Source organism: Candidatus Halocynthiibacter alkanivorans (genome assembly GCF_003333265.1).
GTDB lineage: Bacteria > Pseudomonadota > Alphaproteobacteria > Rhodobacterales > Rhodobacteraceae > Halocyntiibacter_A > Halocyntiibacter_A alkanivorans.
The window spans coordinates 1-16,452 of sequence record NZ_QOLB01000139.1 but is presented as its reverse complement, the minus strand read 5'-3'; the positions used below and the strand labels follow the sequence as shown (position 1 = coordinate 16,452).

Annotated in this window: 15 protein-coding genes and 1 pseudogene; 2 read left to right on the top strand and 14 right to left on the bottom strand. The window is 55.9% G+C overall.

What is annotated here, in order from left to right; all coding sequences use genetic code 11:
- Positions 1-232: 232 nt before the first annotated feature.
- A pseudogene (locus DWA01_RS18105) lies at positions 233-864 on the bottom strand (transposase); the annotation flags it as partial.
- Between DWA01_RS18105 and DWA01_RS18100 the strand changes: the two are divergent.
- A complete protein-coding gene (locus tag DWA01_RS18100) occupies positions 865-1,311 on the top strand; it encodes a GntR family transcriptional regulator (protein ID WP_235008607.1) in 447 nt (148 codons plus the stop codon). It abuts the pseudogene before it with no gap.
- 600 nt (positions 1,312-1,911) lie between these two features.
- On the opposite strand, the gene DWA01_RS18095 is transcribed toward DWA01_RS18100, so the two are convergent.
- The 13 genes from DWA01_RS18095 to DWA01_RS18035 all read right to left on the bottom strand — a co-directional run bounded on the left by DWA01_RS18095 (position 1,912) and on the right by DWA01_RS18035 (position 15,084).
- Positions 1,912-2,934, bottom strand: coding sequence for a YeiH family protein (locus DWA01_RS18095; RefSeq protein ID WP_114287215.1), 1,023 nt, complete (start codon positions 2,932-2,934; stop codon positions 1,912-1,914).
- Between the two features lie 76 nt (positions 2,935-3,010).
- A complete protein-coding gene (locus DWA01_RS18090) occupies positions 3,011-4,450 on the bottom strand; it encodes an NAD(P)(+) transhydrogenase (Re/Si-specific) subunit beta (RefSeq protein WP_114287214.1) in 1,440 nt (479 codons plus the stop codon).
- Between the two features lie 10 nt (positions 4,451-4,460).
- Positions 4,461-6,035: a Re/Si-specific NAD(P)(+) transhydrogenase subunit alpha gene (locus DWA01_RS18085; protein WP_114287213.1), complete on the bottom strand. Its 1,575-nt coding sequence runs from the start codon at positions 6,033-6,035 to the stop codon at positions 4,461-4,463.
- Between the two features lie 91 nt (positions 6,036-6,126).
- Positions 6,127-7,146, bottom strand: a complete 1,020-nt coding sequence (locus DWA01_RS18080; protein WP_114287212.1) for an Ldh family oxidoreductase — start codon at positions 7,144-7,146, stop codon at positions 6,127-6,129.
- A 51-nt stretch (positions 7,147-7,197) separates the two neighbouring features.
- On the bottom strand, positions 7,198-8,379 hold the full coding sequence (locus DWA01_RS18075) for a UxaA family hydrolase (protein ID WP_114287211.1): 1,182 nt from the start codon (positions 8,377-8,379) through the stop codon (positions 7,198-7,200).
- Between the two features lie 12 nt (positions 8,380-8,391).
- Complete coding sequence (locus DWA01_RS18070; RefSeq protein ID WP_114287210.1) at positions 8,392-8,682, bottom strand: UxaA family hydrolase; 291 nt, start codon at positions 8,680-8,682, stop codon at positions 8,392-8,394.
- Between the two features lie 15 nt (positions 8,683-8,697).
- Positions 8,698-9,687, bottom strand: a complete 990-nt coding sequence (locus DWA01_RS18065; protein ID WP_114287209.1) for an alcohol dehydrogenase catalytic domain-containing protein — start codon at positions 9,685-9,687, stop codon at positions 8,698-8,700.
- Positions 9,684-10,448 (bottom strand): SDR family NAD(P)-dependent oxidoreductase, encoded by a 765-nt coding sequence (locus DWA01_RS18060; RefSeq protein ID WP_114287208.1) that lies wholly within the window; start codon positions 10,446-10,448, stop codon positions 9,684-9,686. The genes DWA01_RS18065 and DWA01_RS18060 overlap by 4 nt, the downstream gene beginning before the upstream one ends.
- Before the next feature lie 4 nt (positions 10,449-10,452).
- Positions 10,453-11,760, bottom strand: a complete 1,308-nt coding sequence (gene hisD, locus DWA01_RS18055; protein ID WP_114287207.1) for a histidinol dehydrogenase — start codon at positions 11,758-11,760, stop codon at positions 10,453-10,455.
- A 10-nt stretch (positions 11,761-11,770) separates the two neighbouring features.
- Positions 11,771-13,099 carry a TRAP transporter large permease gene (locus DWA01_RS18050; protein ID WP_114287206.1) on the bottom strand — a complete coding sequence of 443 codons (1,329 nt, stop codon included), beginning with the start codon at positions 13,097-13,099 and terminating at the stop codon, positions 11,771-11,773.
- Between the two features lie 8 nt (positions 13,100-13,107).
- Positions 13,108-13,623, bottom strand: a complete 516-nt coding sequence (locus tag DWA01_RS18045) for a TRAP transporter small permease (RefSeq protein ID WP_114287231.1) — start codon at positions 13,621-13,623, stop codon at positions 13,108-13,110.
- Positions 13,624-13,735: 112 nt separating this feature from the next.
- A complete protein-coding gene (locus tag DWA01_RS18040) occupies positions 13,736-14,875 on the bottom strand; it encodes a TRAP transporter substrate-binding protein (protein ID WP_114287205.1) in 1,140 nt (379 codons plus the stop codon).
- Between the two features lie 23 nt (positions 14,876-14,898).
- Positions 14,899-15,084 carry a hypothetical protein gene (locus DWA01_RS18035; RefSeq protein ID WP_114287204.1) on the bottom strand — a complete coding sequence of 62 codons (186 nt, stop codon included), beginning with the start codon at positions 15,082-15,084 and terminating at the stop codon, positions 14,899-14,901.
- A 218-nt stretch (positions 15,085-15,302) separates the two neighbouring features.
- Between DWA01_RS18035 and DWA01_RS18030 the strand changes: the two genes are divergently transcribed.
- Complete coding sequence (locus tag DWA01_RS18030) at positions 15,303-16,322, top strand: LacI family DNA-binding transcriptional regulator (RefSeq protein ID WP_336470016.1); 1,020 nt, start codon at positions 15,303-15,305, stop codon at positions 16,320-16,322.
- The last annotated feature ends 130 nt before the right edge of the window (positions 16,323-16,452 follow it).

Genomic DNA, 16,452 nt, shown 5'->3' with positions numbered 1-16,452 from the left:
ATATATCGCACCCAACGCAATTGTCGCGAATATCGAGCACCCACTTTAGTTACCCCAATACTGCAATCACCCGCAAGCATTGCCCGACTCCCATCTGGCTGGCGGCAACAAAATCGTTCCATTGCTTGTCCGTCGTCAGGTTTTTTGGAACCAAGAGCGGCTGAAACAAGTAAAGAGTTTGGCTCATCTGGTTGGTTTGATTATGCGGCGCGTTGGTTGTGATGCAAGCGTCGAGCGTCTTTCGTTTGATCCTTTCTTGGTGCTGTAGAATGGCTTTGTCGCGCCCGAAGTAGACGTCGGCGGGTGTGACGTTGCTCAAGCTCTCGTGGTATCGCTGGTGATTGTAGTGATCGACGAAGGTGGCGACCTGGGCTTCGAGGTCTCCGGGCAGGAAGTAGTTTTCCAGTAGGATGCGGTTCTTCAGTGTTTGATGCCAACGCTCGATCTTGCGTTGTGTCTGGGGATGATACGGCGCACCGCGAGAGTGCTTCATGCCCTTATCTTGCAACCACTCTGCCAGGTCGCCTGAGACGTAGCTGGAACCATTGTCGCTCAGCAGACGCGGTTTGTGGGCGACGTGGACCTGATCGCATCCTGACGCCTGCAAGGCGAGGTCGAGCGTGTCTGTGACGTCTTCAGTCCTCATGTTTGTGCAGAGTTTCCACGCGATGATGTAGCGGCTGTAGTCGTCCAGGAATGAGACCTTGACCGCCATTGGTCCGAGGACAATGGTCGAATGCTGAGATAGAACCACCCCCAGCCAATAACCTTGAGGTAGGTAAAGTCCGTCTGCCAAAGCTGGTTGATCGAATTCGTTTTGTCTTTGAACTCGTTGGCCGCCTTAATCACGATGAAGGCGGGGCTGTGACACCTGTTTCCAAAGAGGATCTGATTGAAATCGCCAATCTGCGGATTCTGCTTGAATGCTCGGCGCTGAAAGCCTCGATTGAAAGCGGCGATGCGGACTGGGAGGGCGGTCTCGTGGCAGCCCATCACAAGCTGCACCTTATGGAAGAGCGCATGCTGTCTGGCGATCACTCTGAAAAGGAAACCTGGAAACGCTATGACTGGGAGTTCCATCTGGCAATGATCCAGGCCTGCAATTCCAGGAACCTGCTCGGCCTGCACTCAATCCTTTACAACAAATACCTCCGGTACCAGATGCTGGTGCTGACCTATCGCGGTGAAGATGCGGTAAAAGAACACAAGGACATGTTTGACGCCGCGCTGGCCAGAGACGCTGACGGAGCCCAAAAATTTCTGAAAGAACATATTCTGCGCGGCCTGGAACATACGCTGGCTGCGCTATAGCATTCATTCACGACGGACACGAACCTCGGTGTGATGCACTATATATGCCAGCGTCAGTTGCCATCCGCTGGCGCCCGGATCCGAAGCCAAATGTAACATCTGCCGGCAACGGGTGACCCAGAAAAACTCGTGATCGTTGTTATTTTGCACAAGTTCAATGAGATGGCGAATGCTTTGCTCAGAGCAAATCGAATGTTGGCACCACAATAGCTTGATCAAGACCGATATGCGGGCCTACAGCGCCACCACGGAGGGAAAGTGCGGCAGCAGCGCTGGACAATAACAGTGTGGCGGCTGAATTTGCTAAGATGCGGGAAGAAGGCGCGTGGTGGCACACGCAGCCGATCTGGCCAACGCCCCGCGCAAGAGGTTATTCGCCCGGGAAAATCGATCCGCGGGCCGCCGCCGCATAGGCGACACAGCGAGTATTCCCGTCGGCGCCGGCACCTGGGCTAAGACCCAGACCAGGTCCCTTATTCCGTTGCTGTGTCTCAGCTCACATACCAAGGCACCCGACCGCAGAACCTCATGCCTGCTGCCTCAAGATTCCTGCATCTGGATGAATACGTGACTTGGCGCCGGCAGCCAAATCCACGTACCTTACGAAATATACCGGATGCCAACGATCATGATCACGGCGATAAAGACGGTCTCGGTGACAAGCAGTGCAATGGCCGGGCCGCCGACTTTGACCACTTCCCGCAGCGATGTTTTTAAGCCGACCCCCGCTATGGCAGTCAGCAGCGCCCATCTGGACAGGCTGGCGGAGGCATCAACGACGGTCTGGGGGAACAGATTGAAGGAATTGAGCGCCACCAGGACGACAAATGCCAGAACGAAACCGGGCATAATTGGCGGTTTGGGTCCAACGCTTTGGGTGCCGGCCCCGATGTTGCGAATGATCAAAGACGCCACCAGCACGACCGGGGCGAGCATTGCGACCCGGATCAGTTTTACAACCGTTGCGATTTCCCCCGTCTGATCAGAGATTGAAAACCCTGCACCGACAACCTGGGCCACATCATGGATCGTTGCGCCAAGAAAAACCCCTGCCAGATCGCCTTCAAACCCCAGCATGTTGGCCAGGATGGGATAAAGGATCATCGCAATCGTGGACATCAGAGTGACCCCGACCACGGTGAAGACCAGCCGTTCCTCCGAGCGATCATCGCGCGGCAGGATCGCAGAGATTGCCATCGCAGCGGACGCACCACAGATTGCAACCGATCCCGCAGACAGGAATGCGAACCGCGGCCCGTGACCGAAAAACCGCGCAACCAGCAGGCCAAAGCCGATTGTCAGGCACAGGCTCACCACCACAAGAAGGATCACTTTCGGGCCCAGCTCAGCCGCCATGCTAAAACTGATGCGCATGCCCAGCAGCGCCACGCCAAACCGCAGGACCGTGCGCGCCGAAAAACTGATGCCGGCAACGCAGCGCCCTTCTTCAGACAAAAAATTCAGCGCGATACCGAACAACAGCGCCATCAGCATGGCCGGGGCACCATAGTGGTCCGAAATAAACTGACCGGCGAGCGCAATCAGTGCCGCAACAAGAAAGCCCGGGAAGACAGATTGCGCGCGTTCGGGCAGGCGCGACAGGGAAAGGGAAAGTGTATGCATCAGAAAGTTCCATGTCCGATTGCGCGACAACAGAGCCGAACGGCTGATTGTCGCGCCTCTGAATGTTGAAGTTTTATCAGCTGATCTTCGTCAGAAGCTGGTCCAGTGACGTCTTGGCGTCGCCATAGAGCATCCGGGTGTTTTCCTTGTAAAACAGCGGGTTCTCAATGCCAGAATAGCCGGTTCCCTGACCACGTTTGGAGACAAACACTTGTTTGGCTTTCCAGCATTCCAACACAGGCATGCCGGCGATCGGGCTGTTTGGATCGTCCTGCGCCGCCGGGTTCACAATGTCATTGGAGCCAATGACGATCACCACATCTGTGGCGGCAAGATCACCGTTGATCTCGTCCATTTCCAGCACGATGTCATAGGGAACTCGGGCTTCGGCCAGCAGCACATTCATATGCCCGGGCAACCGACCCGCCACCGGGTGGATCGCAAAACGCACATCTTTCCCTCTGGCGCGCAGGCGTTTGGTCAACTCGGACACCGACTGCTGCGCCTGCGCGACGGCCATGCCGTACCCCGGTATGATGACCACACTGTCGGCATCCTCAAGCGCGGCTGCCACACCGTCGGCGTCAATGGCCACTTGCTCGCCTTCAACTTCCATTGCCGGGCCTGTGGTGCCGCCAAAACCGCCCAGAATAACCGAGACAAACTGACGGTTCATCGCTTTGCACATGATGTAGGACAGGATTGCGCCCGAAGACCCGACCAGCGCTCCGGTCACGATCAACAGATCATTGCCCAGGGTGAAGCCGATCGCTGCGGCCGCCCAGCCGGAGTAGCTGTTCAGCATCGACACAACCACTGGCATGTCAGCGCCACCGATGCCCATGATCAGATGCCAGCCAATGAAGCCCGCGAACAGGGTCAAGAGGATCAGCGTTGAGATGCCCGCCCCGTTGAAATACATCAGGCCCAGGATCACACAGGCTGCCAGTGCGCCCGCGTTCAGAAAGTGTCCGCCCGGCAGTTTCACCGATTTGCCGTCGATCCGGCCAGCCAGTTTGCCAAAGGCCACCGCAGAACCGGTGAACGTCACCGCGCCGATGAAGATACCAATGCAGACTTCGACTTTCAGAATCGCAATTTCTACCGCGTCCTTATGGGACAGTTTTTCGGCGAACCCAGCGAGTTCCGCCAGGCTTTCGCCGGCGCCCTTCATGGTGGTCACTAAAGACAGTTCAATTTCGGCGTTCAGGCCGATGAAAACTGCCGCCAGACCAACGAAGGAATGCAATGCGGCCACAAGTTGCGGCATTTCGGTCATCTCGACCCTGCCCGCGACGACATAGCCCATCCAGGCACCAACCGCGACAGCGGGGATCAAAAAGAAATAGTTGCCCATGCCGGGGCCGGACACGGTTGCAAAAACCGCAATTCCCATGCCTGCGATTGCATACCAGATGGCGCGTTTGGCGTTTTCATGATTGCTCAGGCCGCCAAGGGCCAGAATAAACAGAACAGATGCCGCGATATAGGCGGCAGAAACGATTCCAATGCTCATATCGCTCTCCTCAGGATTTCTGGAACATGGCCAACATACGGCGGGTGACCAGAAAGCCCCCGACGACGTTGATTGACGCGATCAGGACCGAGATCGCGGCCAGGACGGTGACCAGAAAACTGGACGATCCGATTTGCAGCAATGCCCCCAGCACGACGATCCCGGAAATGGCGTTGGTGATCGCCATCAGCGGCGTGTGCAGCGCGTGGCTGACGTTCCAGATCACCTGGAAGCCGACGAAACACGCTAGCGCAAAGACAATGAAATGCTGCATGAAACTGGCAGGAGCGAACGCACCGATGGCCAGCATCAGAATACCACCGACAGTCAACAGACCAACTTGTTGTTTTGTGGCAGTTTTGAAAGCCTCCACTTCTGCGGCGCGTTTTTCTTCAGGCGTCAGTTCAATCACGGTTACTTTGGGTTTTTGCGCTGCGATGGCGGCAATTTTTGGTGGCGGCGGTGGGAACGTTATTTCGCGCGCAAAGGTCACGGTGGCGCCGCGAATGACGTCATCCTCCATATTGTGATGAACCTGGCCGTTTTTTTCGGGCGTCAGATCGAACATCATATGGCGAATATTGTTGCTGTAGAGTGTCGAGGACTGCGCCGCCATACGGCTGGGGAAATCCGTGTAGCCGACGATAGTGACGCCATTTTTACTGACGGTTTTTTCATCTGCCACCGTCAGATCACAATTGCCTCCACGCTCAGCCGCAAGGTCGATGATCACCGAGCCCGGCTTCATCGCCAGAACCATGTCCTCCAGCCAAAGTTTGGGCGCGTCGCGTCCCGGGATCAGCGCGGTGGTGATGACGATGTCCATTTCCGGTGCAAGTTCGCGGAATTTCTCAAGTTGCTTTTCGCGAAATTCCAGGCTCGACGGAGCGGCGTAACCGCCCGTTTCAGCGCCATCCCGCTGGTCCTCCTCGAAATCGAGATAGACGAACGCGGCGCCCATGCTTTCAATCTGTTCAGCCACTTCCGGCCGCACGTCAAAAGCATAAGTAATTGCGCCAAGTGAGGTCGCAGTGCCGATGGCTGCCAGACCTGCAACGCCTGCGCCGACAACAAGAACTTTGGCCGGGGGTACTTTGCCTGCCGCCGTCACCTGACCGGTGAAAAAACGTCCGAAATTGTTGCCTGCTTCGATCACAGCACGGTAACCAGCGATATTTGCCATTGAGGACAGTGCGTCCATTTTCTGGGCACGTGAAATCCGTGGCACCATATCCATCGCGATGACATTGGCGCCTTTGTCGCGACACAGCTCCATCAGAGCGTCGTTCTGGCCAGGATAAAAGAAAGAGATCAGCGTCTGGCCAGCCCGCAGAGAGTTTGCCTCATCCCCGGTCGGCGGCCGCACTTTGGCAACGATATCGCAGATTTCAATCAGCGCAGCCGCGGTCTGGATGACTTCAACCCCGGCATCCAGATAGGTGGCGTCCGAAAATCCTGCCGCCTGCCCTGCCCCGGATTCGATGACACAATCATAGCCCAGCTTTTGCAGCTGAAGCGCACTGTCCGGCGTCATAGCGACCCGCGCTTCCCCGGCAAAAACTTCTTTTAGTGTCCCAATTTTCACGTGTTTTCCTCGTTGTGGTAGCGAATAGCGCGCTGTGGAGGGTGTCATGCCCCCGCAAGGGCACTGCCTGATTGCCGGGATTGCGTCTGGGTCAGCCCGTGCAGACTGGTCCGTACGCCAGGGTTTTCAGGTGTGCGAGTGTTTGCGCTGGAACCGTGAAACCTGCGTCGCGACTTTCGCCGAGGGTTTTCAGACGATTGCTGCCAGGCAGACGTGTGCCCTCTTGCGCCGCAATCTGTTCCAGCAGGGTTTCGAGCCGGTCTGCAAAATCCGAGGCACCAGCCGCAGGCTCAATGGCAAGAATAAACTGCCCGACACCGGGGCGCGCGCCTTTGCCGTCGAAAAACGAACTGGCTTCATGGCTGAAATTACTACCCGTCAGAGCTGCGGCGAGTATTTCGACCATCAGCGCAAGTGACGCGCCCTTGGCGTCGCCAATCGGGAGCATGGTGCCTTCCAGGGCCGCTTTGGCGTCGTTTGTGGGATTGCCATCCTTGTCGAGCGCCCAGCCGTCGGGGATTGGCAGATTGTTTTGATGCGCGTGCATGACTTTGCCGCGCGCCACCCGTGACAGGGACATATCGATGGTCACCGGATTCGGATCGCGCGGCACGGAAAATGCGATCGGATTGGTACCAAACAGCGGTTTTGATCCGCCCCATGGCGCCATCGCTTTGGGAGCGTTCGCGAACATGATTGCGATCAGCCCGTTGCGGGACAGCCGTTCCACATGTGGGGACAAGGCGCCGCAATGATGTGAGTTATATACGGAAACCGCCGCCAACCCGTCCCGCCGCGCCATCCGGATAAGCGCATCAGTTGCATGCTCAAGCGCGGGGTAAGCAAAACCACCGTCGGCATCAATTGTCACGAAGCTCTGGCGTGACTGAGAGCTGGTGATTTTAGCGGCGACATTGATTTTGCCGGACGCGACCTGTGCCAGATAGGCATTGATACGAGAGAAACCATGGCCCCTTTGACCGGAGGCTTCGGCTTCGACCAGCGCTTCGGCGACCGATGCCGAAGCAAGCGGATCTACACCGTGCGCAGTGAACACGTCGGCCACAAGTTTCTTTGCGGCCGGGATGGCAATGAAGTGTGAGGATGTCATTATTTGGTCTTTCTGAGGCGGAAGGCGAAAAGTCGCCTTCCGCGACCGCGCTTAGGCGCTGCGGTACAGTTTGGTCATCGAGAATTCCCGGTGGCCAAGAGCTTCGGAGGCTGTATTGCGACCGTTGGACGTGCGGCGGATCATTTCGATCAGCTCATCACCAGCCTGATCGATTGTCATGTCGCGGCGCAGAATGCCGGACACATCCACATCAACATGTTCGCTCATGGTGCGAATTGTACGTGGATTGGCGGTGATTTTGATCACTGGAACAATCGGGTTGCCGATTACGTTGCCCTGACCGGTCGGGAATGTGTGCAGCACATATCCACCTGCCGCCATAAGCGTGACGCATTCCGCCGCTGCCGAAGAGCTGTCCATGAAGTACAGACCCTTGCCAGATTTTGGTGCTTCAGCCGGTTCAAGAATGTCGATGAACTTGGATGTCCGGCCGATTTTCTCGAGGTTACCCAGCGCTTTCTCTTCGATGGTGGTCAGGCCACCTTCGATGTTGCCTTTGGTGGGCTGGCTGTCGGACAAGTTATCGGTCTGATGAGCAAAAATCACGTCATCCTGATATGCTTTCCACATCTTGTACCAGCGTTCACCAACATCTTTGTTGATCGCGCGCTCCTGGCAAATGTGCTCAGCACCGGTGATTTCAGAAGTCTCACCAAAACAGCCGTAGATGCCGAGTGGCAAGAGTTTGTCGTACATGTTGCCAACGGTTGGGCAGGATCCCAGACCCGTTGTCGTATCGGATTCACCACATTTTGTGGAAATCCAGAGTTCCGTAATCGAGCATTCTTCACGCTGGATTTCAGACGCATAATGCACCATGTCTTTTGCGGCACGCGAGGCGTTCATGATGGTCTTCAGGTCACCGTTCTGCTCAATCGAGAACCCGACAACCGGCTTGCCTGTCAGCGCGATGCCGTCGACAATCTTTTTGGTCCAGCCGGGCTCGATCCCGATGACGACAACAGCGGCGACATTCGGATTGGCGCCGGTGCCGATAATGGTGCGGAAGTGAATATCAAGGTCTTCACCAAACTGCAGACGGCCATAGGCATGCGGAATGGCCATGGTGCCTTTGATATTGTTGGCAACAGCTTCGCAGGCCGCATTGGAAATATCGTCAAGCGGCAGAATGAGAACGTGGTTGCGGACGCCGACACGACCGTTGTCGCGACGAAAACCTTGGATGGTTACTTTTGAAAGATCAGAGGTCATTTTGGACGGTCCTTACCAGCGTTTGGTTTTGCAATTGTGGGTGTGAAGGTGGGCACCCTTTTTGACGTCGGCGGTGATTTTGCCAATGTCTTCACCATATTTCGTCGCGGTATCACCGGCCTTCAGATCCTGAAGCGCGACTTTGTGCCCGATAGGAACAGCTTCGCTGACGGTCAGACGAAACGTTGAATTATCATGGGTGATGCAAACCAGCATATCTGTGTTTGCTTCCAGTCCTTCGATGACGACAACACCAACGTTGTCACCGGTTTCGTGGACCAGTAGTTGTGGAATTTCTGACATTTCGGGATCCTTGTATCAGGGTTTCAAGATGACTTTTGGTGCTTGCACGATGCCCTTCCGGATGTCGGAAAAGGCCTGTGCGCCAGCAGATAAGGGGCGGGTTTCATACCAGTCCAACGTGCCAAGGAGGCCGTCGAACATCGCCTGCGCCGTGGCGCGGAAATCGGCGGCCGTATAGGTATAGGTGCCGATGAACGAAATTTCCTGAAGCGTCAGGCGGCGGATATCGAGCCCCCCCGCCGGCGCTCCAAGACCGATGTGCATGATGACGCCACCCGGGCGGGTCACAGCAGAAGCGGTACAACGGGTCGGAACCATTCCAACCCCGTCGATGACGAGGTCAAATTCTATTTTCACATCGAGATCGTTCGGATCGATCACCCGCAATCCTGTGTTTTGAATAAGGTAGTCGCGCCGGGTCTTGTTCGGTTCCAGAACCGTCAATTCCTGCACGCCGGCGCTGAGCAATGACAAAGCGGCACCGACACCGATGGCACCACCGCCAATCACCAATGCACTTTTGCCTGACAAATCGCCCCCCATGGCTTCATTTGCCAGGCGGACGGCATGCCACCCACAGGCGATCGGTTCAGCCAGGCTGGCTTTTTCCAGCGAGAACCCGTCTGGCACCGCGACGATATTAGCCGCTGGTATCGCGACATATTGGGCAAAGCCTCCCTCTCGGGGCGGCATCGATATGATCTGGCGGTCCGGGCAAAGGTTGTCGCGCCCCGATACACATGCAGAGCATGCCCCGCAGGTGACAAGCGGATTGACGGTGACGCGGTGCCCGTCCAGTGCCCCGCCAACGACGGTGCCAGCCGCCTCGTGGCCAAGGATCAGCGGCTCGGGCCGTCTTTCGTCATGGCCTAGAAACGCATGCATGTCCGAGCCACAAATCCCAACACTGTCAATTTTGACAATGACTTCGCCCTGGCCGGCGACAGGATGATCTGCGTCCCGGAACTCAAGGCTTTCGGGGCCGGTGTAAAAAAGTGCCTTCATTTTGCAGTATATCCCCCATCAACAGCGAGAACCTGGCCGGTCACATAAGCCGAGGCATCGGAACACAGAAACTGAAGCGGTCCGTCCAGGTCACTGGGTTCGCCATTGCGGCCGATACATGTCTGCGCCGCATTTCGGGCGGATCGCTCCGGATCGCTGAAGACCGCCTCAGTAAGCTCAGTTCTGAAAAACCCCGGCGCAATGGCGTTCGCAGTGATGCCGTAAGGCGACCAGGCCTCGGCCATCGCGCGGGTCAACTGAGCAATGCCGGCCTTGGACGCGCCATAAGCAATGCCACCGGGAAAGGCACGGAAGCTTTGCAGCGAGGCAAAGTTAATGATCCGGCCCCAGTTTTTGCTCTTCATGCTTTCGCTGAAGCTCTGTGCGAGGAAAAACGGCGCCGCCAGATTGAGATCCATCGAAACGTTCCAGCCTTCCAGAGTTACATCATCAGCGGCCTGCCGCGTGTTGATCCCTGCGGCGTTGATCAGGATATCCGGCACCCCAAACGCTTTGCCAACCTCAGCAGCGACTTCACCCAGTGCGCTTTGATCTGACAAATCCGCCGCCACAAAATGAGTGTTTCCCGAAGCGGAGGCTTGCCAGGCTTTCAGTTGATCACTGCGCCGGGCAACGCCCACAACCTTCACACCATTCTGCGCCAGGAATGTCGCCGCATGGCGCCCGAGGCCAGAACTGGCTCCGGTCACACATGCGGTCTTTCCTGCCAGGCTGAACAGGTCTGACCCAACATCAGTCATCGACTTATCCATTTGCCGTCAGGTCGAATTCTTCGTCGGGGAAGTATTTCTTCAGCCGAACGTCTGCGGTACGCGCGTGCCCTTCCATGCCCTCCAGGCGGGAAATCCGTGCAGTGGCCTCGGCAACAGCTTTTGACCCCTCACGTGTTGCTTTCTGCCAGGTGACGATCTTCATGTATTTGTGAACGGACAGGCCACCAGTGTAGTTGGCCGCGCCAGACGTCGGCAGAACGTGGTTGGTTCCGGAGGCTTTGTCTCCGAAAGCAACGGTCGTTTCTTCCCCAAGGAAAAGAGAGCCGTAACACGCCAGGCGATCAAGCCACCAGGGCAGATCCTCCGCTTGCACGGTCAGGTGCTCAGGGGCGTATAAATCCGACGTTGCCGCCATTTCTTCGCGGTCGCTGCACAGGATCACTTCGGCATAGTCCCGCCATGCGGCGGCCGCATTGACACGGTTCAGTTCCGGCAGGTCATCGATAAGACCGGGCACCAGGCGCATCACCTCTTCAGCGATCCCCCGGTCATCGGTCACCAACCAGACGGGTGAGTTGTAGCCGTGCTCGGCCTGCCCGACCAGATCGGTCGCGATCACCAGCGGATCGGCTGATTTGTCAGCCAGAATAAGACTGTCAGTCGGGCCGGCAATCATGTCGATGCCAACACGTCCGAACAGGATACGTTTGGCCTCGGCGACGAACTGATTGCCCGGGCCGACCAGAATGTTTGCTTTGGGCAGCCCAAACAAGCCGAAGGCCATCGCAGCAACACCCTGAACGCCGCCAAGGGCCAGAATTTTATCCGCACCCGAGATATGGGCCGCATAGACGATGGCCGGGGCAATCCCGACATCAGGGCGCGGCGGAGAGCATGCAACAATGTGCTTACAGCCCGCAACTTTGGCCGTTGTGACCGTCATAATGGCCGAGGCAATATGCGAATAACGCCCACCAGGGACATAGCAGCCAGCGGCAGCCACAGGGATGCTCTTCTGACCTGCAATCAGCCCGGGGACAATCTCGTATTCGACATCATGCATGGTGGATTTTTGGGCTTCAGCAAAACGACGAACGTTGTCATGGGCGAACTGGAGATCATCTTTCAGTTTCTGAGGGACCAGAGCACAGGCCGCCTCGATTTCCTCTTTTGTCAGCTCGATGTTGCCTGTGTATTTGTCGAACTTTTCCGCATAGCGAAGTGCAGCTTCGTCGCCGCCTTTTTCGATGTCTGACAGGATTGTCTGAACAATATCGCGCACATCGCCGGCATCGCTTTGAGCGGTCAGGTCAGCTTTTTTGAGATACTCAACTGGCATCTTTGTTCTCCTACTTGAGATTATCTGGCAGCATCGTCAGAGAGATCGCGGGGATGTAGGCGATCAAAAGAACAACGATGAGCATAAAGAATACGAAGGGCACGGCACGCGATGCGATCCTGAGAATGGACTCGCCGGTGATGCCTGAGACCACGAACAGGTTGAGCCCCAAAGGTGGTGTGATGAAGCCAACTCCAAGCGCGGTGATCATCATGATACAGAACTGGATTTCGTGCATGCCGATCGAGTCCGCCAAAGGTTTGAGGATCGGCGCGAAGATCACGATGTTGGGCGTCGTCTCCATCACGCAGCCAGCAGCGATCAGGATGCCGATCATCAGCAGGGTCAGCAAAGCCGGGTTTTCAGTCAGCGATGTGACAGCGGCGACAAACCCTTGTGGCACACCCATAATGGCCAGCGTCTGAGCCAGCGGCAGAGAGAATGCAATGATCGGCAGGATCACGCCATTCACCTTCGCTGAACTGACAAGCATGGCCGGAAAATCCGAGAATTTCAGCGTCCCGAGGATGAAACCAAGGATGATGGTAACGACAACGGCGGTTGCACCAGCCTCGGTCGGGGTGAGGCGTCCGGAAAAAATGCCGTAAAAGATGATGCCCGGAACCAGAAATGCATACCAGCCTGAGGCCAGGGAGCGGCCCAGATTCACGGCCCATTCACGCGTCGTCATCCGACCGCCGCCTTCATAGGCATAAATGCGGTTCATCACGATGTTAGTGACAAGAATAGACAGCAAGATCGCGATGCCTGGTATCAGAGCAGCGATAAACAATGTGGATGCCGATATCCCCAGAACGAGACCGATGATGATGTAGGCAATCGAGGGCGGAATGAGAATGCCGGTACAGGCGCCCGCTGCGACCAAAGCGCAGGCATAGGGGCGCGGATAACCGGACTCAACCAGCCGGTCGATCGTCATCCGGCCAACAGCAGCAGCACCTGCGGCGTCCGATCCCGAGATTGCCGAGAACATGCCACACACCAGCACTGTTGCCGATCCGAAGCCGCCTTTGGCCCAACATGTCAGGGCCTCCGCCACATTCAGGAATTTACGGCTGAGCCCGGTTCTTACCAGCACGTCGCCGGTCAGGATGAACAACGGCACCGCCGTCAGGGCAAAAGCGTCTATTCCGTCAAAAAGGGACTCGCCTAGCAGCGACAGCGGCAGGGTTCCGGACATAAGCAACATCGAGATTGCCGCCGCACCGATCGCGGCCCAGACAGGGATCGCGAGCGAACAAAACACCACGAATACAATCACCGGAAAGTAGAAATCCCAGCCGAGTTCTACGGTCTGAGCTTGTAGGTTCCAAAGCATCACTGACCTCAATCAAAAAGTTTGTCACCTTCGTACACAGGGCGTCCTGCGAGAAGGTCTTGGACGTCGCGCAGCAGCGACTGGGAAAGGCGGAAAATCATCAGAGCGAAACCGATTGGCACCGCGGCCAGAAACCACACCATTGAGACCCGGAGACCATGACTTACCGATCCGAATTCCCAGGACACTTTGACGGTTTCAAAGGACCAATAAAGCGCGACGGCCGCGACAGCGAACATCACCAGATCGCCGAGGATATAGATCAGGGTTTTCACCGTGGGCGGGACGTAATGCATGATCACGTCAATCCGGATATGGGCGCGTTCCCGCACCGCCGATGCGGCGCCGATCCAGGCCAGGTAGATAAACGAGTACCGCACGATTTCTTCGCCCCAGATTGACGAATACGAAAAGACTTCGCGCCGGATGACTTCAACAGCCATCGTGGAAACCAGAAGCACGTAGAAGACCAGCAAGGCCCAGCGTTCCGCGTTTTTGTTAAGTGTTGACAGAAATCGTCGCATCGAAAGCTCTCTTTCATACCCGACCCATTCACTGGCGCGCAGGGCGTCGTGAATTTCGATTTTGGAGGTAAAGGGGACTGCCGCCAGCACAACTGGCTGACGGCAGGTTTACTTATGCGTCGTGGACAAACAGACGACCCTGAGTGCCGGCGGCTTCTTCGAGTTTTGCGAAGGTATCCATAGATCCGGCAAGCTCGACTTTGAAGCTGTCCCACTCAGATCTCTGGTATCCGCCAGCATCTTTCCATTCGCCAAGCTGATCATCGGACAGGGAGTGGAATTCCACGCCCGACTTGCGCAGTTCCGCCATCGCGTAGTTACGCGCCGCGGGAACTTTGGCAAGGTTCTGCTGACCAGTGATCTCTGAGGCGAATTCGATGCCTTCCTGAACGTCCTCAGGCAGCGAGTTGAACCACTCCAGGTTGCACGAGAACACCTGGCTGTCCGGCACGGCCTGCGTAAACGTCACATGGCTCAGAATGTCCTTAAAGCCAAACACATAGAGTGCGCCGACCGAAGGATCGAGAGCGTCTGCAACACCTTGTTTGATCGCCGACGGAGTCTCACCCCATGCAACCGGTGTCGGGTTCGCGCCGACCATGCGGTAATACTGTTGCAGCATTTTGGAACCGGGAACCCGGAATTTAACACCCTCCAGGTCACTTGGGGCAAGCACTGCACCCGCGCCGCCTTTGCGGACCGCAACAACGCGGGGATCAATGACCACATAGAACAATGTCTTAAAGCCTTTGGCTTCGACTTTGGGGTGCACTTCAGATTTCCACTGGTCCGAGCTGACGAGGTTGGTAAATCGCTGATTGGAACCACAGAAATAGGGCATGTTGATCAGATCAACCGCTGAGGCAAATGGTGCGAAATTTGACAGCGAATGTTGCGCCGCCTGGATGGTTCCGCCCTGAACCTTCTGCACCAGTGCACCACCCGCACCCAACTGGCCACCTGGCGCAAGTTTGACGTAGACTTTGCCGTTGGTAGCGTTCTGGATGTTTTCTTTCAGATCAAGTTGCAAAATCGGATAGCTGCGCGATGCGCCCAACACATAGGCTGTTGCAATGATCATCACATGGTCGGCCGCGGCCTCACGTTCTTTTTCTTCACTTGCAGTCTGTGCCACCGCTTCGTTTGACCAAAGCATGCCCGCGCCGCCGGCAACCATAGCCGCCGTGAACGCACCGGTGCCTGTCAGCTTCAGAAAATTCCGACGTTCTACGGATTTTAAATTTTTATTCATTGTAGTTCCTCCCTGATTTATTTTTATGAGTCTTTGACTCTGTCTTTGGCGGCCTCTTTCTTCAAAATTGCAGCGACAAAGAAAATTACCGAGGCCAGCAACAGCAGCATCTCCTGCACTTCATTCAGGTACATCTCTCCTCCAGATGAACCCAAAAGAACGTTTGCGAAAAACGCTGTAAACAGTGCTGCGGCTATTCCTAGAAACATGTTTCACCATCGTTTTACCGACTCAGTTTTTGCGAGTCTCCATTTGTGTAAGCGCTTACATCACGCTTTGCAAGCGCTTACATTTTATCTCAGCAAGCGCTTACATTGTGGTAGCGTTGCAATTCAGTTATTCATGGCTCTCAACCGGACCGACAACTGTACCACCGCATTCGGACCGTGCTTTTCGGGGCTGCGAGCCCGTATTTATGGAGACAGTTTTGTCAAATAATCACCTGCCAACCCTTGCAGATGTAGCCCGCGAAGCCGGGGTTTCGACGGCAACTGTTTCCAGATGCCTGAACACGCCCGACCGGGTTGTCGAAAAAACCAGAGTCCGCGTGCTCGCGGTGATTCAACAGCTTGGATATTCACCAAATTTTGGTGCCCGCGCCCTGGCGGCCAAACGAACGAACACCATCGGAGCGGTAATTCCGACGATGGAAAACGCGATATTTGCGCGCGGATTGCAGGCGTTTCAGGAGGAAATCGCCAAAAGTGGTGCCACCCTGTTGGTGGCAAGTTCCGCCTATCAACAAGACGTCGAAGAGCAGGAAATTCGCGCCCTTGTGGCCAGGGGTGCCGATGCTTTGTTGTTGATCGGACAAGACCGTAGCGACGAGATTTATGAATTCCTGAGAAACAGGCGCATTCCCTATGTAATTGCGTGGAACTATCGCAAGAACTCGAACCACTCTTTTGTCGGCTTCGACAATCGGATTGCAGCAAAAGAAATAGCGCGGAAAGTTCTGGATCTTGGCCATGTCAGAATAGCTGTGATCGCAGGCATTACCAAAGACAATGACCGCGCCCGGGATCGTGTTCTCGGTATCAATGACGCGGTCAAAGAACACAACATACCGGTCGAACATATTGACCTGATTGAAAGCCCATATAGTTTTGCCGAGGGGGGCGACGCCTTCGAAACACTGATGTCGAAACATCCAAGACCGACTGTCGTTATTTGCGGCAACGACATTCTGGCAATCGGTGCGATCAAGCGCGCCAAATCTCTGGGGCTGCGCGTACCGGAAGATGTCTCGGTCACCGGATTTGACGATATCGAAGTGTCATCAGTTGTTGAGCCCGAACTGACCACGGTGCACGTGCCACACAGGAAAATGGGTACTCTTGCTGCGAAGACACTTTTGGCAATATCAAAGAGCGGGTCGCTTGTACAAAGTCGCGAGCTTGAAACCGTCATCGTAGAAAGAAGCTCCCTGTCAGGACCTCGAACGTAACCAGAGCGGGGAATGCCCAGCATAGCCAGGGACTGGCTCGGGCAGGTGTGACCTCTCAACGGAGCAGATAATCTCCAGATTCATAAATGCGGCATATCTCATTGCGGGCCGTAACCGTCCGCGATCAGGC

Excerpts from the sequence above, each read along its gene's own strand:
- DWA01_RS18070 (WP_114287210.1), bottom strand. The coding sequence starts at position 8,682 with ATGTCAGAAATTCCACAACTACTGGTCCACGAAACCGGTGACAACGTT.
- DWA01_RS18035 (WP_114287204.1), bottom strand. The coding sequence starts at position 15,084 with ATGTTTCTAGGAATAGCCGCAGCACTGTTTACAGCGTTTTTCGCAAAC.
- DWA01_RS18090 (WP_114287214.1), bottom strand. The coding sequence starts at position 4,450 with ATGAGCATTGGAATCGTTTCTGCCGCCTATATCGCGGCATCTGTTCTG.
- DWA01_RS18075 (WP_114287211.1), bottom strand. The coding sequence starts at position 8,379 with ATGACCTCTGATCTTTCAAAAGTAACCATCCAAGGTTTTCGTCGCGAC.
- DWA01_RS18040 (WP_114287205.1), bottom strand. The coding sequence starts at position 14,875 with ATGAATAAAAATTTAAAATCCGTAGAACGTCGGAATTTTCTGAAGCTG.
- DWA01_RS18045 (WP_114287231.1), bottom strand. The coding sequence starts at position 13,623 with ATGCGACGATTTCTGTCAACACTTAACAAAAACGCGGAACGCTGGGCC.
- DWA01_RS18065 (WP_114287209.1), bottom strand. The coding sequence starts at position 9,687 with ATGAAGGCACTTTTTTACACCGGCCCCGAAAGCCTTGAGTTCCGGGAC.
- DWA01_RS18060 (WP_114287208.1), bottom strand. The coding sequence starts at position 10,448 with ATGACTGATGTTGGGTCAGACCTGTTCAGCCTGGCAGGAAAGACCGCA.
- hisD (WP_114287207.1), bottom strand. The coding sequence starts at position 11,760 with ATGCCAGTTGAGTATCTCAAAAAAGCTGACCTGACCGCTCAAAGCGAT.
- DWA01_RS18080 (WP_114287212.1), bottom strand. The coding sequence starts at position 7,146 with ATGACATCCTCACACTTCATTGCCATCCCGGCCGCAAAGAAACTTGTG.
- DWA01_RS18095 (WP_114287215.1), bottom strand. The coding sequence starts at position 2,934 with ATGCATACACTTTCCCTTTCCCTGTCGCGCCTGCCCGAACGCGCGCAA.
- DWA01_RS18050 (WP_114287206.1), bottom strand. The coding sequence starts at position 13,099 with ATGCTTTGGAACCTACAAGCTCAGACCGTAGAACTCGGCTGGGATTTC.